Origin of the sequence: Faecalicatena faecalis, from assembly GCF_012524165.2 — a bacterium.
Taxonomy (GTDB): domain Bacteria; phylum Bacillota; class Clostridia; order Lachnospirales; family Lachnospiraceae; genus Faecalicatena_A; species Faecalicatena_A faecalis.
In genome coordinates, this window is the sequence record NZ_JABACJ020000024.1 from 53664 (window position 1) to 78634 (window position 24971).

At 44.1% G+C, this 24971-nt stretch carries 21 protein-coding genes and 1 tRNA gene; 20 read left to right on the forward strand and 2 right to left on the reverse strand.

Translation table 11 applies throughout. The features are described from left to right. The first annotated feature begins 143 nt into the window (after positions 1-143). The 3 genes from fsa (at position 144) to HGO97_RS19125 (ending at position 2637) form a co-directional block, all read left to right on the forward strand. Positions 144-797 (forward strand): fructose-6-phosphate aldolase, encoded by a 654-nt coding sequence (gene fsa / locus HGO97_RS19115; RefSeq protein ID WP_216244480.1) that lies wholly within the window; start codon positions 144-146, stop codon positions 795-797. 77 nt (positions 798-874) lie between these two features. Continuing rightward, positions 875-1711 (forward strand): transketolase, encoded by an 837-nt coding sequence (locus HGO97_RS19120; RefSeq protein ID WP_216244481.1) that lies wholly within the window; start codon positions 875-877, stop codon positions 1709-1711. After that, a complete protein-coding gene (locus tag HGO97_RS19125) occupies positions 1699-2637 on the forward strand; it encodes a transketolase family protein (protein ID WP_216244482.1) in 939 nt (312 codons plus the stop codon). Before HGO97_RS19120 ends, HGO97_RS19125 begins: the two co-directional genes overlap by 13 nt. A 112-nt stretch (positions 2638-2749) precedes the next feature. Here the strand turns inward: HGO97_RS19125 and HGO97_RS19130 are convergent, their stop codons facing one another. Beyond that, a complete protein-coding gene (locus HGO97_RS19130) occupies positions 2750-3262 on the reverse strand; it encodes an HD domain-containing protein (RefSeq protein WP_246597594.1) in 513 nt (170 codons plus the stop codon). A 970-nt stretch (positions 3263-4232) separates the two neighbouring features. Here HGO97_RS19130 and HGO97_RS19135 point away from each other — a divergent pair. From HGO97_RS19135 to HGO97_RS19165, 7 genes are all read left to right on the forward strand, one after another. Next, complete coding sequence (locus HGO97_RS19135) at positions 4233-5402, forward strand: LysM peptidoglycan-binding domain-containing protein (protein WP_216244483.1); 1170 nt, start codon at positions 4233-4235, stop codon at positions 5400-5402. 81 nt (positions 5403-5483) lie between these two features. Next, positions 5484-6677 (forward strand): DUF5711 family protein, encoded by a 1194-nt coding sequence (locus tag HGO97_RS19140; protein WP_168866503.1) that lies wholly within the window; start codon positions 5484-5486, stop codon positions 6675-6677. Positions 6678-6685: 8 nt separating this feature from the next. Then, entirely contained in the window at positions 6686-7504 is an 819-nt protein-coding gene (locus HGO97_RS19145) for a CvpA family protein (RefSeq protein WP_168866502.1), read from the forward strand. Between the two features lie 383 nt (positions 7505-7887). Then, positions 7888-8772 (forward strand): sugar phosphate isomerase/epimerase family protein, encoded by an 885-nt coding sequence (locus HGO97_RS19150; RefSeq protein ID WP_168866501.1) that lies wholly within the window; start codon positions 7888-7890, stop codon positions 8770-8772. 19 nt (positions 8773-8791) lie between these two features. Then, positions 8792-9985 (forward strand): Gfo/Idh/MocA family protein, encoded by a 1194-nt coding sequence (locus tag HGO97_RS19155; protein WP_216244484.1) that lies wholly within the window; start codon positions 8792-8794, stop codon positions 9983-9985. A 32-nt stretch (positions 9986-10017) separates the two neighbouring features. Next, positions 10018-11019, forward strand: a complete 1002-nt coding sequence (locus tag HGO97_RS19160; RefSeq protein WP_216244485.1) for a Gfo/Idh/MocA family protein — start codon at positions 10018-10020, stop codon at positions 11017-11019. Positions 11020-11049: 30 nt separating this feature from the next. Next, a complete protein-coding gene (locus HGO97_RS19165; RefSeq protein ID WP_216244486.1) occupies positions 11050-11913 on the forward strand; it encodes a sugar phosphate isomerase/epimerase family protein in 864 nt (287 codons plus the stop codon). A gap of 61 nt (positions 11914-11974) precedes the next feature. Here the strand turns inward: HGO97_RS19165 and HGO97_RS19170 are convergent, their stop codons facing one another. After that, a complete protein-coding gene (locus HGO97_RS19170; RefSeq protein ID WP_216244487.1) occupies positions 11975-13216 on the reverse strand; it encodes a helix-turn-helix domain-containing protein in 1242 nt (413 codons plus the stop codon). Positions 13217-13484: 268 nt separating this feature from the next. Here HGO97_RS19170 and HGO97_RS19175 point away from each other — a divergent pair, with 268 nt between their 5' ends. The 10 genes from HGO97_RS19175 to HGO97_RS19220 all read left to right on the forward strand — a co-directional run bounded on the left by HGO97_RS19175 (position 13485) and on the right by HGO97_RS19220 (position 24894). Next, positions 13485-14975, forward strand: coding sequence for an MFS transporter (locus tag HGO97_RS19175; protein WP_216244488.1), 1491 nt, complete (start codon positions 13485-13487; stop codon positions 14973-14975). Positions 14976-14996: 21 nt separating this feature from the next. Beyond that, positions 14997-15371, forward strand: a complete 375-nt coding sequence (locus HGO97_RS19180; RefSeq protein WP_216244489.1) for a TM2 domain-containing protein — start codon at positions 14997-14999, stop codon at positions 15369-15371. Between the two features lie 86 nt (positions 15372-15457). Further along, complete coding sequence (locus tag HGO97_RS19185) at positions 15458-16939, forward strand: beta-glucuronidase (RefSeq protein ID WP_216244490.1); 1482 nt, start codon at positions 15458-15460, stop codon at positions 16937-16939. Positions 16940-17069: 130 nt separating this feature from the next. Next, positions 17070-17141, forward strand: a tRNA-Asn gene (locus HGO97_RS19190). A gap of 174 nt (positions 17142-17315) precedes the next feature. Beyond that, a complete protein-coding gene (locus HGO97_RS19195) occupies positions 17316-18002 on the forward strand; it encodes a response regulator transcription factor (RefSeq protein WP_216244491.1) in 687 nt (228 codons plus the stop codon). Continuing rightward, positions 17989-18978, forward strand: a complete 990-nt coding sequence (locus tag HGO97_RS19200) for a sensor histidine kinase (protein ID WP_216244492.1) — start codon at positions 17989-17991, stop codon at positions 18976-18978. Before HGO97_RS19195 ends, HGO97_RS19200 begins: the two co-directional genes overlap by 14 nt. Before the next feature lie 155 nt (positions 18979-19133). Continuing rightward, positions 19134-19823, forward strand: coding sequence for an ABC transporter ATP-binding protein (locus HGO97_RS19205; RefSeq protein WP_168866222.1), 690 nt, complete (start codon positions 19134-19136; stop codon positions 19821-19823). Next, complete coding sequence (locus tag HGO97_RS19210) at positions 19820-22426, forward strand: ABC transporter permease (protein ID WP_168866220.1); 2607 nt, start codon at positions 19820-19822, stop codon at positions 22424-22426. The genes HGO97_RS19205 and HGO97_RS19210 overlap by 4 nt, the downstream gene beginning before the upstream one ends. Positions 22427-22648: 222 nt before the next feature. Then, the gene (locus HGO97_RS19215) at positions 22649-24472 is read left to right on the forward strand and encodes a cache domain-containing sensor histidine kinase (protein ID WP_168866219.1); all 1824 of its coding nucleotides are present in this window, start codon (positions 22649-22651) and stop codon (positions 24470-24472) included. Then, positions 24469-24894 (forward strand): response regulator, encoded by a 426-nt coding sequence (locus HGO97_RS19220; protein ID WP_168866218.1) that lies wholly within the window; start codon positions 24469-24471, stop codon positions 24892-24894. Before HGO97_RS19215 ends, HGO97_RS19220 begins: the two co-directional genes overlap by 4 nt. Positions 24895-24971: the final 77 nt, after the last annotated feature.

Sequence of the window (24971 nt, forward strand, 5' to 3'; positions counted from 1 at the left end):
AAGGAACCTAAAAAAATTAATAAAATAAAATTATTAACACAATAAAATTATTAATAATTTGCAACCCTATTGACCGCTTTCGCCGCAGAGCTTATAATCAGAAATATCAAAACAAAGGGATTTAGTTCAAGGAGGAACGGACAATGAAATTTTTTATCGACACAGCTAAAGTAGAGGATATCAAGAAAGCAAACGACATGGGAGTAATCTGCGGAGTGACAACAAACCCGTCACTGATTGCAAAAGAAGGACGTGTTTTTGAAGAAGTAATCGCAGAGATCACATCTATCGTAGACGGACCGATCAGCGGAGAAGTTAAAGCTACAACAACAGACGCGGAAGGCATGATCGCAGAAGGAAGAGAGATTGCTAAGATCCACCCGAACATGGTAGTTAAGATTCCAATGACGGTAGAAGGATTGAAGGCTTGTAAAGTACTTTCTTCAGAAGGAATCAAGACCAATGTTACTCTGATTTTCTCAGCGAACCAGGCACTTCTTGCAGCAAGAGCAGGCGCAACATATGTATCTCCATTCCTGGGACGTCTGGACGACATCTCTGTAAGAGGAACAGATTTAATTGCAGAGATCGCACAGATCTTCGAGGTTGCAGGAATCGAGACAGAGATCATCGCAGCAAGCGTACGTAACCCGATTCACGTAACAGACTGCGCACTTGCAGGAGCTGATATCGCTACAGTACCATACAATGTAATCGAGCAGATGACACATCATCCGTTAACAGATGCAGGAATCGAGAAGTTCCAGGCTGACTATAAAGCAGTATTTGGTGAATAGTCTGACAATGGAGAGCAAAGGGGTCATCCCTCTTTGAAAAAAATCTGTTTCAAACATAAAATTTAGGAGGAATTCCGATGAACAAATTAGAATTGATGAAGACTGCAAACGAAGTCCGTAAGGGCATCGTGACAGCAGTTCACAGTGCAAAATCCGGTCATCCGGGCGGATCACTGTCAGCAGCAGATATTTTTACGTATCTTTATTTTGAAGAAATGAATATTGATCCGAAGGAGCCTAAGAAGGCAGACCGTGACAGGTTTGTTTTATCCAAGGGACACACAGCTCCGGGATTATATTCCACACTTGCAAACAGAGGATTTTTCCCTGTAGAAGATCTTAAAACTCTGCGTCATGTAGGTTCCTATCTGCAGGGACATCCAGATATGAAGCATATCCCGGGTGTAGATATGTCATCTGGTTCTCTTGGACAGGGAATCTCAGCAGCAGTCGGTATGGCTCTTGCTGCGAAGTTATCAGGAGATGACTACAGAGTGTACACTCTGCTTGGAGACGGTGAGATTCAGGAGGGACAGGTCTGGGAGGCTTCTATGTTAGCCGCTCATAGAAAACTGGACAACCTGGTTGTGATCGTGGATAACAATAATCTTCAGATTGACGGAGCGATTGATGAGGTCAACTCTCCATATCCGATCGATAAGAAGTTCGAGGCATTTAATTTCCATGTAATCAATATCGATGGAAATGATTTTGATCAGATCGACGCAGCATTTAAAGAGGCGAAGACAGTCAAAGGACAGCCTACAGCAATCATTGCAAAGACTGTCAAAGGAAAAGGTGTTTCCTTTATGGAAAACCAGGCTTCATGGCATGGAGCAGCTCCGAATGATGAGCAGTATGAAGTGGCTATGAAAGATTTAGAGAAAGTAGGTGAAGCATTATGTCAGATGTAAAGAAAATTGCAACAAGAGAGAGTTATGGCAATGCTTTAGCCGAATTAGGAAAGAATCATGAAGACGTAGTCGTACTGGATGCAGACCTTGCAGCAGCTACGAAGACAGGTGTTTTCAAGAAAGCATTCCCAGAGAGACATATCGACTGTGGTATCGCAGAGTGTAATATGATGGGTGTGGCAGCAGGACTTGCTGCAGCAGGGAAAGTTCCATTTGCAAGTTCATTCGCAATGTTCGCGGCAGGACGTGCATTTGAGCAGGTTCGTAACTCCATCGGTTATCCGAAGCTGAACGTGAAAATTGGTGCGACACACGCTGGAATCTCTGTAGGAGAAGACGGTGCTACACACCAGTGCAACGAGGATATCGCGCTGATGAGAACAATTCCGGGCATGGTGGTCATTAATCCATCCGATGATATCGAAGCAAAAGCAGCCGTACAGGCAGCTTATGACCATGTAGGACCTGTATATATGCGTTTCGGCAGACTTGCAGTGCCGGTTATCAATGATAAGCCGGATTACAAGTTCGAGCTCGGAAAAGGTGTGGTGCTCCGTGAAGGAAAAGACCTCACGATCATTGCAACAGGACTTCCGGTAGCAAACTGTCTCGAGGCAGCAGAGAAGCTGGCAGCAGACGGAATTGATGCAAAGGTCATCAATATTCATACAATTAAACCATTGGATGAAGAATTAGTTGTTGCAGCTGCAAAGGAGACTGGAAAAGTCGTTACAGTTGAGGAACATTCCGTAATCGGCGGACTGGGCAGCGCAGTGTGCGATGTGCTTTCAGAGAAGGCTCCGACAAAGGTAATGAAGATTGGAATCAATGATACTTACGGTGAATCAGGTCCGGCAGTTGAATTGGTGAAAAAATACGGATTAGATGCAGACAGCATTTATGAGAAAGTAAAGAGTTTCGTATAGACTTAAAAAGTTTAAGAGGAATTTGAGTGGATAATAAAAGGGTCAGGCCCCCTTTAAAAGGGGTCTGATCCTTTTGTCATTGGTATTCAGAATATAAATTTGACTTGTGAAACTATCTTTGACTCGTCTCTAAAGTTCCGCAATATTTATCAGTCAGTGTCGTGATCCACCCCTCCTTTGTGCGTGGGAAATGGAATAGTGTCACGGGCCACATATGGTTTTTAATTACGTCCTCCTGAATATGATTTAATTCGAAGAACTTCTTTGCATGTTTATGTGCGCAGGCTGGGTGTGTCATTCCATGAAAATGGTCTCCTGTCCGGGCGGCGTGGGTATGCCAGTCATAGAGGAACAGATCATGAAGCATTCCTCCCCGGGCAGCCGAACGGGCATCTAATTGGAAGAAGCGGCACAGGACATAGTTGTAATATGCCACATGCAGGCAGTGCTGGTAGCAGTTGGTATGTCCATGATGTGGATACAATTTCATGCGCAGCACGACCGGATGCTCTGCAATATCTTTAATGCATTCATAGAAATCCTCTCCCCAGTCCCGTCGGAGGTCCTGCTTTACCTCTTTAGTCTCGCGTCTTAGATTGGTAAGTAATTTATTTTTTAATCTCATAATAAACACCTCGGATTTTTTGATTTTTCCTATTTTTATTATCATAACATCGGACTTTAATGGATTCAATTTTTCTGTAGAAAATTTAAGAAAAATATGATATTCTCTTAATATCTATACTGTGTTTCTTTAGTTTCATTGGACCTTCGATGTTCAATTATATGCGGTATTGGTCATGAGGGGATAAAAGTCCCATCAGAGAATCTGTTCCATTTCGGAACACTTTTCACACAGTAACTATCCAACTACGATATATACATAGGGTATTATAATTAGTCATGCCCATCTTCTGGTGAAAGCTAATCAGGAGATCTTGACGAGATTCATGCAGTCCATGAATTCGACATATGTCGAAGGATATAATGCCAAATACGACAGAAGTGGACACGTTATCCGGGGCCGTTACTATAGTAACTGCGTGGATACCGAAGAATATTACTGGTGCTGCTTCAGGTACATCCACAATAATTCGGTGAAATCCTTCTGATGAGGGAACTGTATGACTATGATTATAGCGGTGCGGCGGAGTATTTTGCCAGGACCTGTGAGCTTCTTGATGAGGGTTCATATCAGATGTTAGAAACCTAGGTTCAGACTTCAGAATAGTTTTGGAATTTCCGTCACCTGTTCGGATAGAAGTCATTCCTCGACACCGTTGAAGATGAGCGGATACATAACTATGAATAGGTTAAGATTCTAGTCGAAAAATATATGTTTGAACATAAAATTGAAGAGGTTCAGATTATATTGACAATTGCACCAGTAAAACAAGACTTTCTGAAGGTCTGCAGACGGAAAACCGGACTTTCCGTGAGAAAAATTGAGAATATTTTGAAAATGGACAGCAAAAGGGCCTGACCCTCTTGCGAACTCCCCCGCCTATTTTTGTCGAACGCACATGACATCAAGCGATAAATTCAGCCTTTTCGTTATGCTATGCTGTAGAAAAATTTTATTTGAGGTGATTGTAATGGAGAGACAGATTCCTAAAAATGTGCGTCAGATCGGGAATGTCAGTGACAGCCCGAAGATTTATGTAGAAGATTATGTAGATACATTTTTCGCTCAGTTGTGCGAAAAAGCAGGAGAGACACCAATCGGTGCATTCCTGGTAGGAGATATGCAGAAAACGGACGAGGAGGAGTACGTATACATATATGGAGCAATCCAGATGCACGACCTGAAAATGTCGGGCAATGATTATGTAATTGATGATGATACATGGAAGAAAGCGTATGAGGATTGCAAGCAGTATTTTGAGGATGGGGAGATGCTGGGATGGTTTGTTGCCCACCAGGGAGTACCGCTTAGGCCGGAGCATGGCACGGTAAAGCTTCACAAGAGATCGTTCCCGAAGAAAAATACGATCTTTATTATGAAAGATCCGATGGAAAAGGACGAGGTGTATTTTGTACAGAAGTTCAATGATCTGATGGAAATCGGAGGACATTATACATATTATGAGAAAAACCCATGTATGCAGAACTATATGATCTCGTCAAGAAAGAAGAATGGGGTGAGTCCCTCGGAAACTGTTGAAGATCGAGCTGCAAAGGACTTTCGTAGTCTGGTCAGAACCCGCGAGGAACAGCAGCGCCAGAAAAAAACAAACCGTCTGATGTATGCAGTCAGTGCCTGCCTGGTACTCATCGTGCTCATCATGGGTGTGACCACGATCAATAACTTTGATAAGATGAAATCGGTTCAGACCGCCCTGAATAAGATATCGAGTTCCGCATCGAATGATGCACAGTCGGTGGAGGCAAAGGAGACAAGCGGATCAGTAACTGCCGTAACGGGAGAGGCCGCGGGTAAACAGATAGGGCAAGAAGACAGTGGACAGGCTGCCGGAGAGGAAGAGGGACAAGCCCTCGGTGAGACCACCGGCGGTTCAGGGGACCAGAATGCAGAGGATAGCACTGATAGTAAGGATTCCGGAAAGGAAGGTGCCGATACATCAAAATCCGATGTAAAGGACAATGGCAGTGATGGTGTCTATGTTGTTGAGCAGGGAGATACCCTTGCAATCATAAGCCGAAAAATGTATGGAGATGTGAACCATGTGGAATCCATCTGCAAAATGAACGGACTCACCAACGGAAATTTGATCTATGTCGGTCAAAAACTCGTGCTGCCATAAAGCGAGGTCTTTCACGAGGTGCGAATTTATGATATAATGCTCGGGTAAGATGAACGAACAGTAAGTAATAAGGGGATCAAAATGAAGCAAAAGAAGAACCCGAATTTAAAGGTCGCTGAACCTGCGAATTTGGAGAAGTTAAAGAAAGCCGCCAGAAAGCGCAAGCGGGACGCGATGAAGAAGTGGGGAATCATAGCAGTCCTGGCGGTCATGATCATAGGTGGAACTTACCTGTTGATAAAGAACCAATCCTATACCACCGTGCGTGAGGCCGCCACTTACGCCGATGAGACGTCGGATACGAACCGTTATGCTCAGTTCGCGGATGGGATTGTCCGCTACAGCAGGGACGGGGTGGTCTATCTGAACCGGAAGAACGAGGAACAGTGGATTTCACCATGTCAGATGCAGAACCCCGTGATCGATGTCAATGAGGAGACCTTTGCCGTAGCAGACAACGGCGGGAATTCTATCCTTGTATTTACAGAGGAAGGGCTCAAAGGTGAAATCGAGACGACGCTCCCAATTGAAAAGATGTCGGTCTCGAACCAGGGAATCGTAAGTGTAATCTTAAAAAATGAGAATGCCCCCATGATTGTATCCTATGATGCCACAGGCAACGTCCTGGTCGAGCATCAGGTCACTGTAAGCAGTACAGGCTATCCCTTAGCTTTGGACATATCCCGGGATGGCATGACGCTGGCAGTATCTTACCTCTCCACGAAAAATGGTGCACTTAAGTCCAAGGTCGCATTCTATAATTTCGGGGAGGCTGGTAAGTCAAAGACCGACAATGAAGTGGGAATGGAAGAATATGACGGGAAGATCATCCCGGAGATATATTTTATGGATGATAGTACGTCCGTAGCAGTCAGCGACAGCTCCTTTATCATATATGAAGGAACAGATGCGCCTAAGAAACAGAAGGAAGTAGAACTGAATCAGGAAATTAAAAGTGTATTCCATACAGATGAATATATCGGTTTTACACTTTTGAATAAAAAGAAGTCAGGATATGAGGCGCGGCTCTACAACAAGTCTGGAAAGCAGATCATGGACAAAGCATTTTCTGGAGAATATAGCAATATTAAGATGATAAAAGATGAGATCATTATGTTTTCGGGTTCAAAGTGCTGCATCATTACAAAAAATGGTGTACAGAGGTTCAAAGGAGACCTGAAGGCAGAAGCATTAGAGGTCATCCCTACATTTGGGGTGAACAGATACCTTGTGATGAGCGCAAATGAACTTCGGGTAGTTTATTTGACGAAATAGGAGAGAATATGGATAACTGGTTATTGATAATCGTCGGCGTGATATTTCTGATCTGCATTGTAGTGGGATTTGTGAGAGGCTTTTTTAAGAGCGCTCTGTCCCTTCTTTCTACGGTGCTCACCATTGTACTGATGATTGTGCTGAATCCTTATGTAGCACAGGCATTAACGAAGTATACGCCAATAGACGATATGATAGAGAAAAAATGTATCGAAGCATTCATGCCGGATATTTCTACGGAGGAATTGGCGAAAGTAGATTTAAGTGGGACGCCTCTGGCAGATTTGAGCGAGGATGATCTCGCCAATTTAAAACAGTTGGATTGGGAACGTCTTGGGATTACAGCAGGGGATATCCTCAAGGTGATAGGAGATATTCCGAAAGATGTACAGATCAAGCTGATTGAAGATTCGACCCTCCCCAGCTTTATGAAGGAGCTGATACTGGAGAATAATAATACTGCAATCTATCAGGAACTGAACGTAGCCAATTTCCCGGAATATGTAGCTTCATATATCGCCAGAATGGTAATCAAGGTCTTATCATTCCTGGTGACGTTCCTGCTTGCCGTCATAATCGTCAAGGCCTTGATGGCGGCAGTAGATATTATTGGGGAGCTTCCGGTCGTGGGGACACTGAACCACTTAGCAGGCGGCGTGCTGGGTGTTTTTGTGGCGCTTCTAATTGTGTGGCTGGGATTTCTGGTCCTTACCATGGTATATTCCACTGTGGTCGGAAAGCAGTGCTTTGATATGATTGAGAGCAGCCAGATCTTGACATTTTTATATGATAAAAATATATTGCTTCAGAAGCTCGTGAAGTTCTAAAGGAAATAAAAAATAGAAGTGTATGATTCGAATATCTCATAAACATGATGTTTATGGGATATTTTTTAATTATATAGGAAAGTTCTTCGAATTTTCCTATATAATTAAAACCCTCCGGGGGGTGCGCACTTCGCGCAAGAGGAAGATGGCCGCAAGCGGCCGCGCTACGGCGCGAGTTTGGCAAGCCAAACTCTTTGCATATTCGTATTTTATTCATGAATTATAGTACAATATTCAACTAAAAAAAAGAATGAATATAAATAGTACGAATTTAGAAGAAAATTGTAATAGCGGAAAATTTATGCAACGGATATAGTATATTCAGATGGTTTTCTGTAGGCCTAAGTCCTGCAGAATAAAGAGAAAAGTAAGGAGGATGTGTTATGTTAGACAGAGTTTGCATTTCAGGCTTTGCAGACGAAATCAGTTCGGATTTTGAAGAGCAGCTCAAGACAGTGACGGAATTGGGAATGCATTATATTTCTCTTCGCTCTGCAGATAAAAAAGGAATTGCAGATTATACAGCACAGGAAGTACAGACAGAGCTGTTGCCGCTGCTTGAGAAATATCAAGTCAAGGTCTCATCCATTGGCTCCCCGATCGGAAAAGTCGGCGTGGAGGATAAAGAGGGGTTCGAGAAGCAGAAAGTACAGCTTTTAGAGCTGTGTAAGATCTGTAAGCTGTTGGACTGCAGATTTATCAGGATGTTCAGCTTCTTTATTCCAGAAGGGAAAGACGCAGATTCTTATCGGGAGACTGTCATTACAAAGCTGAGACAACTGGTAGAGATTGCAAAGCAGCATGATATCATTCTGATACATGAGAATGAAAAAGATATCTATGGAGATACAAAGGAACGCTGCAGGACTTTGTTTGAAGAAATTTCAGATTCACATTTTCAGGCAGCATTCGATTTTGCGAATTTCGTACAGTGCGGCGAGGATACAGAAGAATGCTGGGACATGTTAAAGCCTTATATCGTATATATCCACATTAAGGACGCTGTGACAACGGACAATGAAAACGTGGTCTGCGGAACGGGAGAAGGAAAGATCGAGAAGCTTTTGGATCGAGCATTGAATCAGGAAGGATATCAAGGATTTCTGACACTGGAGCCGCATCTGGTCCTCTTTGATTCCCTGGCTTCCCTGGAGACCACCGAGGCTGAAAATGTCATCAAGAAGAACAAAGCCGAGACCGGGGCGGATGGTTATGCAATGCAGTACCATGCACTATGCGCAATATTAGAAAATATTCAAAATAAATAAAAAGACGGAGGAAAAGACTATGAGTAAAATTCGTTATGGAATCATCGGAGTAGGAGCGCAGGGAGGCGCTTATGCAGGATTTTTGACAGGAAAAGCAGGATTCCCGGGAATGCCGGCGCCAGAGTGCCCGCCTCACTGTGAGTTGGGAGCACTTTGCGATATTGATCCTGAAAAAGAAAAAATGTGTGCAGAAAAATACCCGGAATTTCCATTCTATACAGATTGGAAAGAAATGGTGGCTTCTGGAAATGTAGACGCAGTGATCACCACGGTACCGCATTACCTTCACACAGAAATCGCAATCTACTGCCTGGAGCATGGCATGAATGTTCTGGTAGAGAAACCAGCAGGTGTTTTCGCAAAATCTGTCCGTGAGATGAACGAGTGCGCAGCGAACCATCCTGAGACTGCATTTGGAATCATGTTCAACCAGCGTACCAATAAATTATATCAGAAGATCAAGGAAATCGTTTCCTCAGGAGAAATGGGAGAAATCCGTCGTTCCAATTGGATCATCAATTCCTGGTGGCGCCCGGACAGCTACTATGCACAGAGCGAGTGGCGTGCAACATGGGGTGGAGAAGGCGGAGGTGTCCTCGTGAACCAGGCTCCTCATCAACTCGATCTGTGGCAGTGGATCTGCGGAGTTCCAAGTAAGGTATATGCAAAGTGCTTGTATGGATGCCATCGTGATATTGCAGTAGAGAATGATGTAACAATCGTGACAGAATATCCGAATGGAGCAACAGGAAGTTTTATCACCTGTACTCATGACCCGATCGGAACAGACCGCCTGGAGATCGACCTGGACGGAGGAAAGATCGTAGTAGACGGAAGCAGCAAGGCTACTGTATACCGTCTCATAAAAGACGAAAATGAAATGAACCAGACCATGAGCATGATGGATGTTGCCAAGTTGACAATGGGCAATGCCTCAGGTGCAGACGGTATGTACACAGTAGAGACATTCGAGAACACAGACGGATGGGGCAAACAGCACACGACTGTTATGGAGAACTTTGCACTGCATATTCTGGAAGGTGCACCGCTTCTTGCACCGGGATCAGACGGAATCAATGGCGTGAACCTTGCGAATGCAACACAGTTATCCTCATGGCTGGGCAAAGAAGTGGACACCCCAGTTGATGAAGACCTCTATTTAAGTGAACTGAACAAAAAGATTGCCGAAGAAGGCAAATTCCCGACTCGTTAGGACGGAGCCGATATAAGGGGGGAGACATACATATGAAAACAGCGGCAGTGATTGGTCTGGGAGATATCTCAGTCATCCATATTGCAGCACTTCAAGCGAACCCGGCGATTCAGCTCGCAGCGGTCTGTGATATAGACGCATCCGCCCGGGAAAGAGCACCGAAGGAGGTGCCGTTTTATCAGGATTATAGACAGATGCTTGCAGATGTGAGACCAGATGTAGTCCACATCTGTCTGCCCCATTATCTTCACGCTCCGGTGGCAGAAGAAGTTGGAGCTATGGGAATTCATGTATTCTGTGAAAAGCCGGCAGCACTTGATTCGGCTGAGGCAGAGGAATTTGCTGCATTCGAGGCAGCACATCCAAAAGTACACATGGGAATCTGTCTTCAGAACCGTCTGAATGAGTCCACCATCCTCCTTAAGGAGCTGTTGGACAGCGGAGAATACGGTGCGGTCACAGGTCTGAAAGGAATCGTACCGTGGTCACGTCCGAAGTCCTACTATGACGTAAAGCCATGGCGTGGAACCTGGAAATATGCAGGCGGTGGCTGCATGATCAACCAGTCCGTACATACACTGGACCTGCTGTATTATTTAGGCGGAACCATACAGAGTGTGAAGGCGTCTGTAAGCCAGCTTTTGGATTATGGTATCGAAGTCGAGGATACCGTGTCCGCAAGACTGATGTTTTCAGGAGGCGCACAGGGCCTGTTTATGGCGACGAATGCGAATTATAAAAATGAAAGCGTACAGATATCTGTTCAGACAGAGAAGGCAGAGTTTTCCATAATAGACAATGTATTGTACCTTTTGGAGGAAGACGGAAACAAAAAGCGTCTGGTCGAGGATGCAAAGCTGCCCGGGACGAAGTTCTATTACGGAGCCAGCCATCAGAAACTGATCGCAAAGTTTTATCAGGCCGTCGAGCAGGAGACACAGGACTATATCCATGTAAAGGATGCGGTCATGAGCATGCGTCTGATTGATGCGATTCAGGAATCAGGGCGTACAGGACAGACAGTCAGATTATAAAAAGTGAAGAATAAAAGGAGAGACCAGGATATGAAAAAAGGATTGATCGGTATTCAGATGAGTACAATTAAAGATAAAATCAATGAGCTGGGAGCTTATGGGACATTAAAAGCATGTGCCGAATTAGGGTATCACTGCGTGGAGGTGAGCCAGATTCCGATGACTTGCGAAAATGTAGCCGGAATGAAGAAAGCCAGTGAAGAATTCGGGATTAAGATCGCAGCCTGTTCTGCAGCATTAGAGCCTATGATGCCGGGAATGAAGGGTGAGAATCTGACCGATGATTTCGATAAGATCGTGGCAGACTGCAAAGAGCTGAACTGCGATATGCTGCGAATTGGTATGCTGCCTATGACCTGCATGGGAAGCAGAGAGAAAGCACTTGAGTTTGTAAAACGTGCGGATGAGATGGCGGCACGGCTGAAAGAGCATGGCATTGATCTGTATTATCACAACCATCATGTGGAATTTATCAAGTATGACGGAGAATATCTGCTTGATATTATTAAGAATTCCACAAAACACATGGGATTTGAATTGGATATCCATTGGATTCAGAGAGGTGGAGAGAATCCGGTAGAATTTATTAAGAAATATGACGGCCGTATCCGTCTTTTGCATCTCAAGGATTATAGAGTCGGGACAGTCAAGATGCCGGAGGGCGCTTTTGATCCGAAGACATTCATGGATGCTTTTACCAGTATTATAGAATTCGCAGAAGTAGGCGAAGGAAGTCTGCCGATCAAAGAATGTATTGAGGCCGGACTTGCAGGAGGAAGTGAATATTTCCTGATTGAGCAGGATGACACTTATGGAAGAGATTCCTTCGAAAGCCTTAAGATCAGCCGTGACAATTTGATCAAACTTGGTTATGGGGATTGGTTTGAGTTATAAAAATAAACAGTAGAAAGGTGCCGTTCAAGCCTCATTTATCTGATGGTTTGACGGCACCTTTTTAGTGTTCTGATTTTGAATCTTCCTTGATTCCCTTTCGATAGCTGCTGGGTGACATTCCCACCTGCTGGCGGAAAATTCTGGAGAAATAATTTAAATCGTGAATACCGCAAAGCGACGCGATATCCTGTATGGAAAGGGAACTGGTATTGAGTAAATAAATGGCATGTTCGATTCTCTTCTGGTTCACGTAAGAGGTAAAGCCTATGCCGACCTCTTTTCTAAATACAGTAGATAAATAATTCTTATTTAAAGCAAAATGTTCTGCAACTGTTTGAAGTCCCAAATCCTCTGTCAGGTTAAAGTTAATATGCATGATAACCTTCTGGATGGTAGGTGAATAATCTTTCATGGAGTATCTGAGCACCAGCATACAGTACCTGAGCGGAATATCACGGTAAAGAGAATTCAGCTCCTTTATATTAGCAGCATATTCAATTCTGGAGGCATATTTGGTAGATTGTGTATCCAGATAAATTGGGTGGACACCTCCATATTGAGCAGCTTTCCGACAGATCGTATTAAAAACAAGCAGGTTATTCTTCTGATCACGCAGCGAATTCGGGAAACGCTGCCTGATTGTGGAGAGGTCCAGGCGCTGTCTTATCTCTTTGATCTTTTCAATATCGCCGGCAGTGATACATTTCATTAGAAAATCCTCACTTCCGTACTTTTTCTCCATATAATCCAGTGATTGAGCAGTGGGCGATTCAACCGATGCAGTAAACATGGGCAGCGAACGTCCGGAATCTGACAGACGGGTAATAGACCGGGTCTTGTCCCCCCAGAGCTCTTGCGCAAGTGTGAATATCAGCCCTTCCATCCATGGCTTTTCATTGACGACCGGAAGTGAAAAATAATATTGCTGTATAAAGTCCCAGTGGCTTTCCGGGAGCTGATTCTGCCGGCAAAGATTCAGAATATATTGATTCGTGAATGGTGCATATGAAAAAGGACCTACAGCCAGGACAGATGGAGGTTCTGTGTGTGGAAGCTTTAGAAAGATATATTCACATCCGAAACAATCTGAATATTGAAAGAGCGTATATCTTTCCAAGGTCTTCTGAAATTCTTGTGAATAATTGGAAGGCATATTTTCAAAATATCCTTTTGTGTTGTAAATCTTATGACGTAATCCCAGATCCAGACTTTTATCGAGTTCGAAGGGCAGTGTATAGATTCGGGATTGTACCCGTACATCCTTTAGTACAGAGATGGTAAAGGAGATAAGAGAATCATACATATAATCAACTCCTAGTTGTATTTTATACTTTGATTATAGCATAATATTCATGCCAAAGAAAAGAAAAATATAAATAGTACTAATTCAGTGGAAAATAGTAATAACAAAAAAGAAAAATAGCAGATATAGTATATTCATCAACTGCGCAGATAAGAAAAATTTGATTCATTAGGACAGAGAGGATGTAAGGGGGGATACGTAAAGTCTGACTAAGATTCATGGTAAGAATTAAAAAAATATGGAACGAGAGCACATAGGAGAAAAAGTTATGGAAAATAAAAATAAAGATCTTTCACATTCTTTGCACAGAGCAAAAATATGGGAAATCGCCTTTTATGCATTCAACAATACATCTACCAACATATATGCGATGATATTTATGTACATCACCTATTTCCTGACAGGTATTGTCGGTGTAGGAGTCGTACTTGCAGGAACGATCACAACAGTGATGCGTATGTGGGACGGCGTGACAGACCCATTCATAGGTTACATTATTGACAAGACAAACACGAAGTTCGGTAAGAACCGTCCGTTCATTTTAATAGGAAACCTGATTCTGCTTGTGACCAGCTTTGTGATTTATTGGGTGACACCTGTCATCCCGCAGGCAGCAAGATTCCCATTCTATATTGTAATGTATATGCTGTACATTATCGGATATACCTTCCAGTGTGTTGTAACAAAATCAGCACAGAGCTGTCTGACTAACGATCCGACACAGCGTCCGATCTTTACAATGTTCGATGCAGTATTTAACACGGTTTTATTTGCTGTGATTCCGGTAATTATTACGAACGTTCTGATTCCAATGTACGGCGGAGATACCGCATTTGCGAATCCGGCCTTTTTCCAGGGAATCTGGAAAGTATTTGCACCACTTTCTTTTGTTCTGGCAATCCTCGCGATCATAGGACTGAGAAGAAAAGACCGTCTGGAATATTATGGAACAGGTGTGGTCCAGAGGATTACATTCAAGGACTACTGGGAAGTGCTGAAAAAGAATCGTGCGATCCAGATGCTTGTTATCTCTGCTTCTTCTGATAAGCTGACGGCAAGTATGAAAGGGAATACGATTATCTTCGTTATGTTATTCGGTATTATCTGCGGAAATTATACATTATACGGAAGCTACAGTGCCATTACAAGTATTCCGAACATTGTCGTTACCTTACTTCTGATGAATTTCGTTGCCCGCAGGATGGGACAGAAGTCAGCGATGCTGGTCGGTACCTGGGGAGCGATCATCTCAGCGGTTGCGTTATTCTTCCTGATGTGGCTGGGAGATCCGACGACATTAAGCTTTACACACTTCAACCTGTTCTCCATCCTGTTCCTTGTACTGAACGTGGTGATGGCAGGATTTTCAGGAGTGGCAGGAAATATCGTGATCCCGATGACAGCAGACTGTGCGGATTACGAAGTATACCGTTCTGGAAAGTATGTGCCGGGACTGATGGGAACATTATTCAGCTTTGTAGATAAGATGATTTCCTCACTGGCAGGAACTTTCGTATCTCTGATGATTGCGGCTATCGGCTTTAAGTCTGTACAGCCGACACCGAATACACCATATTCAGACAGTATATTCTGGGTGACCATGATCTGCTTTATTGGGGCACCTATTATAGGATGGGTCATGAACCTGATTGCATTAAGATTCTATCCTCTGACAAAAGAGAAAATGGCAGAGATTCAGATCCGTATTGCAGAAATTAAAGCAGAGGCACATGAAAAAGCACAGGCAAGTGCTGAGTAATAGATAGAAGGAGCAGATAAGATGGGAAGATTTCAAGAAATGAAAGCGAAAGAACGCATTGATTTTGCAAAAATGGCATTGATGGAGGATGAACTACATGAGGTGGAAGAACGGTACGGAGTAGAAAAGCCGCTTAAGCTCTGGCAGCGTTTGGGAGACCGTTATTTCAACTGGCGGGAGAACAGGGAACTTCATGAGGTGAACCGAAAGACATACATTCTTTTAACGGTCCTGCTGGGATGGGCCGGAATCCATAGGTTCTATGAGAAACGCTGGATGCTTGGAATCTTCTATCTTGCTTTTTGCTGGAGTGGATTTCCGATTGCTCTTGCAATCGTAGATTTCATGATCGCACTGCCGATGAAGGCAGATGAGAGCGGCCTGATTCTAATATAAGCCGATGTCATTGAGTCGCTGGGCAGTTTAGAGATGTCCATTTGGAGCATATTCAGGAATTTTATGAGAAAGGATATATTGAGACGATGAATCAAACAATAAAGGTACAGACAGGCGGATTAAAAAAGATCAGAAATATTGATGAAAGATTAGTATCCTATAATGTGGAGATGACAGAGGTCACAGGAGGTACGTTCTGGAAGGCGTATACTCCAGAACAGATCGCAGGAACAGAAGAATTCCCTCCGGTGAAAGATTTCTCAGAGATGGGAAAGCTGATGCAGGTCTATCCTCCGGTCGATCTGTATGAGGAAAACATACGCAAATATGCGAAGGCGCTCGGAAGTGTATATGTTCGTGTCAGTGGAAGCTGGGCTACAGATACATATTATGATTTCGATGGACATACAAATGGAGTGATACCTAAGGGCTACAGAGCAGTACTTACAAAGGAACAGTGGAACGGGGTATTGGATTTTGTGAAGGCTGTGGATGCCAAATTATTGATTTCTGTATCTAACTGTACGGGTGACCATGTAGATGGTAAACCGTGGACGCCCGAACAGGCCAAGCTGTTGTTTGACTACAGTAAAGAATATGGTGTACCGATTTCGGCAGCGGAATTTATGAATGAACCGAACGTACTGCAGATGACACCTCCGGCAGAAGGGTATGGAGCAAAAGAGTTTGGGAGAGATCAGGATACATTTTTCCATTTCCTGCGTGAAAATTATCCAGAAGTGCTTCTGGTGGGTCCGTGTGCCTGTGCTGATACCTTTGGCGGTGGCGATATAGAAATGGGGGATGTACTTCCAATGATTCCAACGGAAGAGCTTTTATCCCACTGCAAAGAAGAGATGGATGTATTCAGTTATCACTGTTATGTCGGATTATCTGAACGAGGTGCCTCTGTGGGCGGACATTGGGATGCAAAGGATGCGCTGAGTGAGCCATATCTTGCAGCAGCGTCAAGGGCGGCTAGGAACTATGGCACAATTCGTGACAAATATTGTCCGGGTGCACAGATGTGGGTGACAGAGTCCGCAGATGCAGGTCTGGGCGGAAATACCTGGGCATCAACTTATATGGATGTGATTCGCTATGCAGACGAACTGGGAAGCTTTGCGACTGTCACAGACGGTATCATCTTCCACAATACACTGGCATCCTCTGATTATGGCCTTCTGGATCATGAGACACATCTTCCAAGACCGATCTACTGGCTGACATATCTTTGGAATCAAGTGATGGGTACAGAGGTCTATGATTCTGGCGAAGAGGTTCGGGAAGGTGCACATGTTTATGTACATTCCAGAAGAGATGGAAAACCGGGATATGCTTACGTGGTCATTAATAATTCAAAAACAGATACAACACTGGTTGAAATTCCGGGAGATGGGGAAGTATATCTGTTAGATGCAGAGACACTGCGTGCACCACAATTGCGTGTAAATGGGCAGGTCGTAACACCAGAAGATGGGCTGACGGCAATCGAGGCTAACCAAGTGCAAAAAGGAATCTTGGAAATTTCACCAGCATCAGTTGCATTTATTGTAGTATGCCCATAGGACATCCTATAATGTATGCCCTTTGGATGGATTGATAGTGAGATTGAAAAAATAATAGTTCGATCAGTATAATTCCTGAAAAACAGCATATAATACTATAGAAACACGCCCCGCCTGCGGGGCGGAGTAATCCTCGATAGCTCAGCGGCAGAGCATTCGGCTGTTAACCGAAGGGTCGTTGGTTCAAATCCAACTCGGGGAGTTCAGAAAGATCAATTGCATTTGAAAAGTTATTTGAAAAGAATCCGGCCATTCTAAAGTAATCATTTAGGATAGCCGGATTTTGTTGACTTCTTTTTCTTTTCTGGCTATACTGAAACCAATTTCAAGAAGCTTAATTTGAACGTTTTAGAACATAGAAGGAAGGGGAATCCGAATGAAACAGATATTTTTAGTTGAAGATGACAAAGAAATCGCGAAGAATCTGAACCGGCTGCTTTACACAGAGGGCTTTGCAATCGTTCATGCCTCCACGCAGAAGGAAGCCTTCTCCATGATTGCGAAGGGCAGATATGATCTGGCATTGGTGGATATCTCCCTCCCTGATGGAAATGGATTCGCAGTCTGCACGGAAATTAAGCAGACACAGAACATCCCGGTCATCTTTCTAACGGCATCGGGCGACGAGGCGAGTGTTGTAACGGGCCTGAACATGGGTGCGGACGACTATATTACAAAGCCCTTTCGGCCGCGGGAGCTGGCTGCCAGGATCGAGAATGCTCTGCGTAAATATGGGTCTACCCCTTCGACATTTGATATTTGTGATGTCCATGTGGATGTGGCGAATGGTGTGGTCAAAAAGGATGGAAAAGAGGTCTTTTTGTCCGCTTTGGAATACCGCCTGCTGTTGGTATTCGTGAATAATCCCCGGAGCATTATTACGCGGGACAGGCTGCTGGATGAAGTATGGGATGCATCCGGTGAGTTTGTCAACAACAATACTTTGACGGTATATATCAAACGTCTGCGGGAAAAAATCGAGGATGATCCGGCTGATCCAAGGATTATCCTGACTGTCCATGGTACTGGGTACCGGCTGGGAGGAAAATATGTTTCGGAATAGAGAAGTGTCAAGAGCTGCGGCTTGTTTCACTGTCATTACTGTGATATCAGCCGCGGCAGGATTTTGGATTCATCCGGCGGCAGGAATTGCCGCGCTTATTTCTGCTGCTGCTTTTTGGGCGGCATTTTTTGTATTTACCAGGGAGCGTTACAAAAAGATTGCCGACATTTCGGAGCAGATCGATCTTGTGCTCCACAATGAAGATGCGGTATTTATCAGTGAGCAGGAGGAAGGAGAGCTGGCTGTTCTGAAAAGCGAGATCAGGAAAATGACATTCCGCATCCGGGAGCAGAATGAGGCATTGAAAAAGGAAAAGAAGAATCTGGCAGACTCTCTGGCAGACATTGCCCATCAGCTTCGGACTCCGCTCACATCTGCCAATATGACGCTCTCTTTGTTAAAATCTAACCCGGACCCGACAGAACAAAGAGTATTGCTTCGGGAAACAGAAAGGCTGTTTACACAGATGGACTGGCTTTTGACCTCTCTTTTGAAGTTATCCCGGCTGGATGCGGGAGTCGTCGTGTTTCAGAAGGAACAGATCGCCGTGGATGAGTTGATTAATTCGGTGGTTCAGATGTTTCAAATTACGTTGGAACTGCATAATATCTCCCTCTCTGTAGAGATACCAAAAGGGGTGATTCTACAGGCTGATTTTCGATGGCTTTCTGAGGCAGTCCAGAATATTTTAAAGAATTGTATGGAAAGTGCTGGTGATGATGGAAAGATAGAAATTGTCTGTGTCGATAATCCTTTGTACACGGAGATCACCATTCATGACAATGGAAGAGGATTTCAAAAAGAAGACCTGGCCAATTTGTTTAACAGATTTTACCGTGGGAAAAATACAGATACTGCGGGCTATGGAATCGGTCTGGCATTGTCCAAAACAATTATTGTACGTCAGGGAGGTACTGTGACAGCTAAAAACCATCCCAAAGGCGGCGCGTTATTTGCCATCCGTTTTTCCAAGTGATGTGTCCGGGATGAAAAGTGACGGATGTCTCACAATATAGTCACAAAAATGTAAGTTGAAAATTCTATGATATGGGTATCAAGAAAAATAATAATCAAACACGCCCGGGGAATTTTCAAACATTCTCCGGCAGTTATCAAAAGGAGGCTCATAGAATGGAATTTTTACAGGTAGAAAATTTATGCAAGGTCTACGGCAAAGGCGAAAACCAGGTCACGGCTCTTGACCATGTTTCACTCACGATCGAGAAGGGGGAGTTTACTGCAATCATCGGTTCCTCTGGTTCCGGTAAATCGACATTGCTTCATATCATGGCTGGTGTGGATATACCGTCGAGTGGAAAGGTCTACTTGAACGGGCAGGATGTATATGCCCAGAATAATGAAAGACTGGCCATTTTCAGGAGACGGCAGGTGGGACTGATTTATCAGTTCAACAACCTGATTCCTACGCTGAATGTAGTGGAGAATATTACACTGCCGATCCTGATGGATAAGAGAAAGGTGAACAAGAAGCGTCTGAATGATCTGTTGGAGCTGCTCGGACTTGAGGAGCGCAGAACCCATCTTCCGAACCAGCTTTCAGGAGGCCAGCAGCAGCGTGTGGCCATCGGCCGCGCACTGATGAATGCACCCCAGGTCATGCTTGCAGATGAGCCGACAGGTGCACTGGACAGCCGGAACGGGCACGAGATTGTCAAGCTGTTAAAGGAAAGTAACCGGAAGTACGGACAGACATTGATTTTGGTCACACATGATGAGAATATCGCACTGCAGGCTGACCGCATCATTACGATTGCAGACGGAAGAGTCGTGCGGGATGAAAGGCAGGTGGCCCGTTCATGAATATCTTCAATAAAGTTGCTTTGCGCGGGCTTGTAAAAAACCGTACTCGTACGATTGTGACAATTATCGGTATCGTGCTGTCTGCGGGTCTGATCACAGCAGCAGTGACATTTGGATTTTCTCTGATGGACTATGCGTCAGCCGGTGCTTCATTGAAATATGGAAGCTGGCATGTGGAGTTCATGGACGTCGACTCTTCCTTTGTGCAGGAGCGTTCAGGTGACCCGGAAGTAAAGAGTGAGATGGTTACGGAAAATATTGGATACGCCAGGCTCCAGGACGGGATGAATCCTGACAAACCGTATCTTTATATCACCAGCTTTGGGGAGGACGCTTTCAAGGCTCTTCCGCAGACGCTGATTTCTGGAAGAATGCCCGAGAACAGTGGGGAGATTCTGATTCCGACGCATCTTCAATCGAATGGAGGCGTGGAGCTGGCAGTGGGGGATACCATTTCTCTTATGGTAGGGAATCGTATGAACGGCGATCAGAAGCTCAGTCAGCATGATCCTTATACTGCTGACGAGACATTTCAAGCAGTAGAGGAACAGACTTATGAAATCGTCGGCATTTGTTCGAGACCGGCATTTGAGGAACAGACGGCACCTGGCTATACGGTCATTACAAAGACAGATGACAATGCCCGGGCAGACAGCCTGAATCTCTTTGTTACTCTGGAAAAACCTGCAAAGGCTCGTACTTACGCTGCGGATCATGCCGAAAAATATGGATATACATTTAATAGTAATGTGCTGCGGTTCTTAGGGATTATGACAGATTCTTCTGACAGGGTATTTATGGCTTTTATGTATGCAATTGCCGGGATTGTGATTGCAATCATCATGGTGGGTTCCGTCTTTCTGATCTATAATTCATTCAGTATCTCCCTGGGGGAGCGCACCCAGCAGATTGGGATTCTTGCATCTGTGGGAGCTACGGGAAGGCAGATTCGTAATTCAGTTCTATTCGAAGGCCTGATGCTCGGTATCATTGCAATTCCACTGGGAATCCTGGCAGGGGTGGGCGGAATCTGGCTGGTCGTCACAGTGGTGGCGCCAAAGTTCAGTGATATTATGTACAGTGGTGTACCCCTGACGCTGCATATATCCGTGATCGGCCTGATTGGTGCAGCAATCATCAGCCTGATTACGATTCTGATTTCCGCGTATATACCGGCTAAAAAGGCGGCCCGCATTCCAGTCATGGACTGTATCAGACAGACCAGCGAGGTAAAGCTGGAGTCAAAATCTGTAAAGACCTCAAAATTTGCTCATCAGGTATTTGGACTGGAAGGTATCCTGGCACTGAAAAATTTCAAAAGAAACAAAAAACGGTATCGAAGTATTGTATTGTCGCTTGTTTTAAGTGTTGTACTGTTTATATCGACCAGTGCTTTTGTAGATAATCTTAATCAGGCAATGTCTGGATTTTCTACATTTACCACGTATGATATTGGCTTTGGAACACAGGATATGGATGAGGGGGAAATGCTGAATCTTTATGAAAAATTGAAAGGTGTTTCTGGTATTACAGGAAGTTCCTATCAGTCTCTTCTGAATTATACCTGTGTGGCACCTGTCTCAGAATTTGCGGATGACAATGGAAAGGTAATCGGTACGAAATCGGAAGATGGGACCGTCGAATTTCCAATACAGATTCAGCTTCTTGATGACAAGACTTATCTGGATCTCGTTAAAAAGGCAGGGCTGAATCCAGCCGAATACACCGGAGAAAATGCAAAGCTTTTGACTCTTGCAAAAATGCAGAAAACGGACAAAGGGAAAGACGGAGAAAAACTGGCCGGTGACTTTTATGATCTTTTCAAGAATCCATCAGAGCAAGTCTCTATCATACCTGAGGTAAATGGTGAGCCATTAAGAGAACAGAGCAGAAAAGTAGAACTTACCTGTGCAGAGATTATAGCTCCGGATATTCCTCCGACAAAAGATAAGAACAATTATCTCAGCCAGGATGACTATTTCTTCAACGTGATGGTCCCATGGTCATTAAAGGACCAGTTTATCTCCGAGGACCTGCCGACAGACGTATTGGTAAAGGGTCTGACATTCTCATCAGAGGATCCTTCAAAGTCAACGGCTCAAATGAGGGAGATCATCAGGGGCGCGAACCTTTCCTCTGCATATATGTTCTTTAACAGTGCGGAGGCATTCAAGGAAAACAAGAATTATGTCTTTATTGCCAATATATTTGCTTATACATTCATCGTGATGATCTCACTGATTGCAGTTGCTAACGTATTTAATACGATATCTACGAATATCAAGCTAAGGAGACGTGAGCTCGCCATGCTCAGATCGGTGGGGATGTCGGATAAAGATTTTAATAAGATGATGCGGTTTGAATGTGCATTCTACGGTATGAGGGCGCTGCTCGTGGGTCTGCCGTTGTCTCTGCTGACATCATATCTGATCTATGCAGGGATGCAGGGCAAAGAAGACGGGATGGTCTTTCGGATGCCATGGGGCAGTATGGGAATCAGCGTGCTTGGTGTACTTGCAATCATTTTCGTTACTATGATGTACGCGGTGAGCAAGATTAAGAAAGAAAATATTATTGATGCGTTAAGGGATGATATGACCTAATTTAGCAGATTGTGTTATATGTGTTTTCGCGCTATAATATGAATAAAGTAATCCTGTATGGCGGTATTTATTAAGCTGTAGACGAAAAGTCTACAGCTTTTTGAACGCAGATAAGGTATGGTCCACAGAAGGTCATAAGTGGAATTCGTTCATGCGCAAACGCAAATCAAAGATGTCCGTCCGACTATGGTGAATAAAGAGTATTAAGCAAAAGAGGCATGTATGAAAAGAAAAAAGCGGTTTTTACAGTGGTTTAAGAATCAAAAGCTGGGGAAAAAAATTTTATATACATTTATCCTGGCAGCAGTGGTCCCCCTGCTTGTGGCACAGGTGCTGATGCTCTATGTGATCAGCGGGAACATGAGGGAAAAGGTGGATGAGCTGATGGTGAACCAATTGTCACAGATATCGGAGCGGACCAACCTCACATTGGATGTTTATACGAACCTTGTCTATCAGATCTATTCGGATAATCAGATCATTGAAGGGGTCAAATCCTATGATGAAGCAGATTCTGAAATGCGGGCGCGCTCCTATCGGGATATTTGTGACAGAATACAGCAATATGGTATTTCAATCGGAGGAATTGAATGCATCAGCCTGATCCTGCCGGATGGACAGGACATCACCTATGACTTTGGTCTGGCTTCGGCTGTAGATAATCTGTGGGATACATATGAGGATAAGAAGACCATGGAACCTTATGTACGTGCACAGGGAGAGGCAAATATGGTGATCTCGCCTACGGTACGGTTCACAAGGTCAGGGCAGGAGCAGAGGATCTTCCATATCTCTAAGCAGATGTTTGATTTTAAGAATATCCAGGAAGGCTCGATTGCCACGATTGTCATGAGCATTAATGAGTCTGTTCTGAATTCGGTGTGCAGTACTGCTAAGGAGAATGGAACAGAACCGTATACAATTAATTTTATCACGGATAAAGAGGGAAATGTATTGACCTATCCGAATTCTTTTTATTCAGGCATTACCATCAGTCCTGAAAAAACGATCAAGGAATTTGTGGAAGTGACCGGGGAACTGGAAGGAAAGAATATAGCAGTTAACAAATATCAAGATGAAAAACTGGGATGGATATTCTATAATGTATATGATAAAGACTATATCTTAAGAGATGTCAGACACGTTCAGTATTTAATGATTGCTGTTGGGGCGGTATTATTTGTGATTTCCGTACTTTTGATCTGCTATACAGTGAAGCTGATTGAAAAGTCTACAAGGAGTATTGTCAGTGGGATTCAGGAGGTACAAAAGGGCAATCTGAATGTCCAGGTGGCTGTGGACAGTGAGGATGAGATGGGACAGATCGCGGATAATTTTAATACTATGACAGAGAAAGTGCAGGGACTGATCGAGGAGGTGACCGAGGTCACACAAAAGCAGAAAGAAGCGGAAATCCGGGCGTTGGAGGCACAGATCAATCCCCATTTCTTATACAATACACTGGACTCTATCAATTGGATGGCTATTGAGAAGGAAGAATATGAGATCAGCAGGATGCTGAGAAATCTGGGGGTCATTCTGCGGTACAGTGTTAATAAGAGCAATAAGCTGGTCACTGTTGCTGAGATGGCTGATTGGCTTGATAAATACATCAGTCTCCAGCAGATGAGGTTTAACAATGCATTTATCTGTGAGGTACATGTGCAGAAAGCAGCAGAACCTGTTAAGCTTCATAAGCTTTTGATCCAGCCTTTTGTTGAGAACGCGATTGTCCATGGATTCAAAGGGATTGAAAACGGTGGTATCCTCCGGGTGGATATCATGCTTTCTGAAAAGGAAGACGAGCTGGATATCATCATCGAGGACAATGGAAAGGGAATGCCCCATGAGATAGCAGAACAGTTCAATGATCCGGTCACTGCTGTTCAGGATGATGGCAGGAGCATCGGATTGAATAATGCATTTGCAAGGATGAGGATGTATTATGGTGAACGTGTTTCCTGGGATGTAAGCAGTATACCGGGTATTGGTACCATTATTACACTAAAGATTCCGCTGCAGAATGAGGAGATTAAAAAGGAATGAGAATTGTGATTGTAGAAGATGAAATTAAAATCCGGGAGGGGATGGGGAAGCTGATTGAATCGCAGACGGACCATATTGTCTTGAGTGAGGCGGCCGACGGTGAAGAGGGATTGGAGATGATTCTTCGCTTTAAACCAGACCTTGTCATTACGGATATCCGCATGCCGAAGATGGACGGCCTTGAGATGATCAAGGAGCTGTCTGACAGAAAGATGCCGGTACACGTGGTGATCCTGACCGGATATTCGGAATTTGATTATGCAAAAAAGGCAATCCGCTATGGTGTGGATGATTATTTGCTGAAACCTCTTGCGGTGGATGATGTAAAAGAGATGCTGGATAAAATCGAGGAGCGCATCAGGAAGGAACAGCTTACCAATGGGACCCCGGAGTTTCCCAAACAAAAGGATATTAAGAAATAACCTGTGTTTGCCTGCTTGCAAACAAAAGAATATTGCTACTAAGCTAAGAGATACTGCATAGGTGTGTTGGTATCTCT

Excerpts from the sequence above, each read along its gene's own strand:
- fsa (WP_216244480.1), top strand. The coding sequence starts at position 144 with ATGAAATTTTTTATCGACACAGCTAAAGTAGAGGATATCAAGAAAGCA.
- HGO97_RS19120 (WP_216244481.1), top strand. The coding sequence starts at position 875 with ATGAACAAATTAGAATTGATGAAGACTGCAAACGAAGTCCGTAAGGGC.
- HGO97_RS19125 (WP_216244482.1), top strand. The coding sequence starts at position 1,699 with ATGTCAGATGTAAAGAAAATTGCAACAAGAGAGAGTTATGGCAATGCT.
- HGO97_RS19130 (WP_246597594.1), bottom strand. The coding sequence starts at position 3,262 with ATGAGATTAAAAAATAAATTACTTACCAATCTAAGACGCGAGACTAAA.
- HGO97_RS19135 (WP_216244483.1), top strand. The coding sequence starts at position 4,233 with ATGGAGAGACAGATTCCTAAAAATGTGCGTCAGATCGGGAATGTCAGT.
- HGO97_RS19140 (WP_168866503.1), top strand. The coding sequence starts at position 5,484 with ATGAAGCAAAAGAAGAACCCGAATTTAAAGGTCGCTGAACCTGCGAAT.
- HGO97_RS19145 (WP_168866502.1), top strand. The coding sequence starts at position 6,686 with ATGGATAACTGGTTATTGATAATCGTCGGCGTGATATTTCTGATCTGC.
- HGO97_RS19150 (WP_168866501.1), top strand. The coding sequence starts at position 7,888 with ATGTTAGACAGAGTTTGCATTTCAGGCTTTGCAGACGAAATCAGTTCG.
- HGO97_RS19155 (WP_216244484.1), top strand. The coding sequence starts at position 8,792 with ATGAGTAAAATTCGTTATGGAATCATCGGAGTAGGAGCGCAGGGAGGC.
- HGO97_RS19160 (WP_216244485.1), top strand. The coding sequence starts at position 10,018 with ATGAAAACAGCGGCAGTGATTGGTCTGGGAGATATCTCAGTCATCCAT.
- HGO97_RS19165 (WP_216244486.1), top strand. The coding sequence starts at position 11,050 with ATGAAAAAAGGATTGATCGGTATTCAGATGAGTACAATTAAAGATAAA.
- HGO97_RS19170 (WP_216244487.1), bottom strand. The coding sequence starts at position 13,216 with ATGTATGATTCTCTTATCTCCTTTACCATCTCTGTACTAAAGGATGTA.
- HGO97_RS19175 (WP_216244488.1), top strand. The coding sequence starts at position 13,485 with ATGGAAAATAAAAATAAAGATCTTTCACATTCTTTGCACAGAGCAAAA.
- HGO97_RS19180 (WP_216244489.1), top strand. The coding sequence starts at position 14,997 with ATGGGAAGATTTCAAGAAATGAAAGCGAAAGAACGCATTGATTTTGCA.
- HGO97_RS19185 (WP_216244490.1), top strand. The coding sequence starts at position 15,458 with ATGAATCAAACAATAAAGGTACAGACAGGCGGATTAAAAAAGATCAGA.
- HGO97_RS19195 (WP_216244491.1), top strand. The coding sequence starts at position 17,316 with ATGAAACAGATATTTTTAGTTGAAGATGACAAAGAAATCGCGAAGAAT.
- HGO97_RS19200 (WP_216244492.1), top strand. The coding sequence starts at position 17,989 with ATGTTTCGGAATAGAGAAGTGTCAAGAGCTGCGGCTTGTTTCACTGTC.
- HGO97_RS19205 (WP_168866222.1), top strand. The coding sequence starts at position 19,134 with ATGGAATTTTTACAGGTAGAAAATTTATGCAAGGTCTACGGCAAAGGC.
- HGO97_RS19210 (WP_168866220.1), top strand. The coding sequence starts at position 19,820 with ATGAATATCTTCAATAAAGTTGCTTTGCGCGGGCTTGTAAAAAACCGT.
- HGO97_RS19215 (WP_168866219.1), top strand. The coding sequence starts at position 22,649 with ATGAAAAGAAAAAAGCGGTTTTTACAGTGGTTTAAGAATCAAAAGCTG.
- HGO97_RS19220 (WP_168866218.1), top strand. The coding sequence starts at position 24,469 with ATGAGAATTGTGATTGTAGAAGATGAAATTAAAATCCGGGAGGGGATG.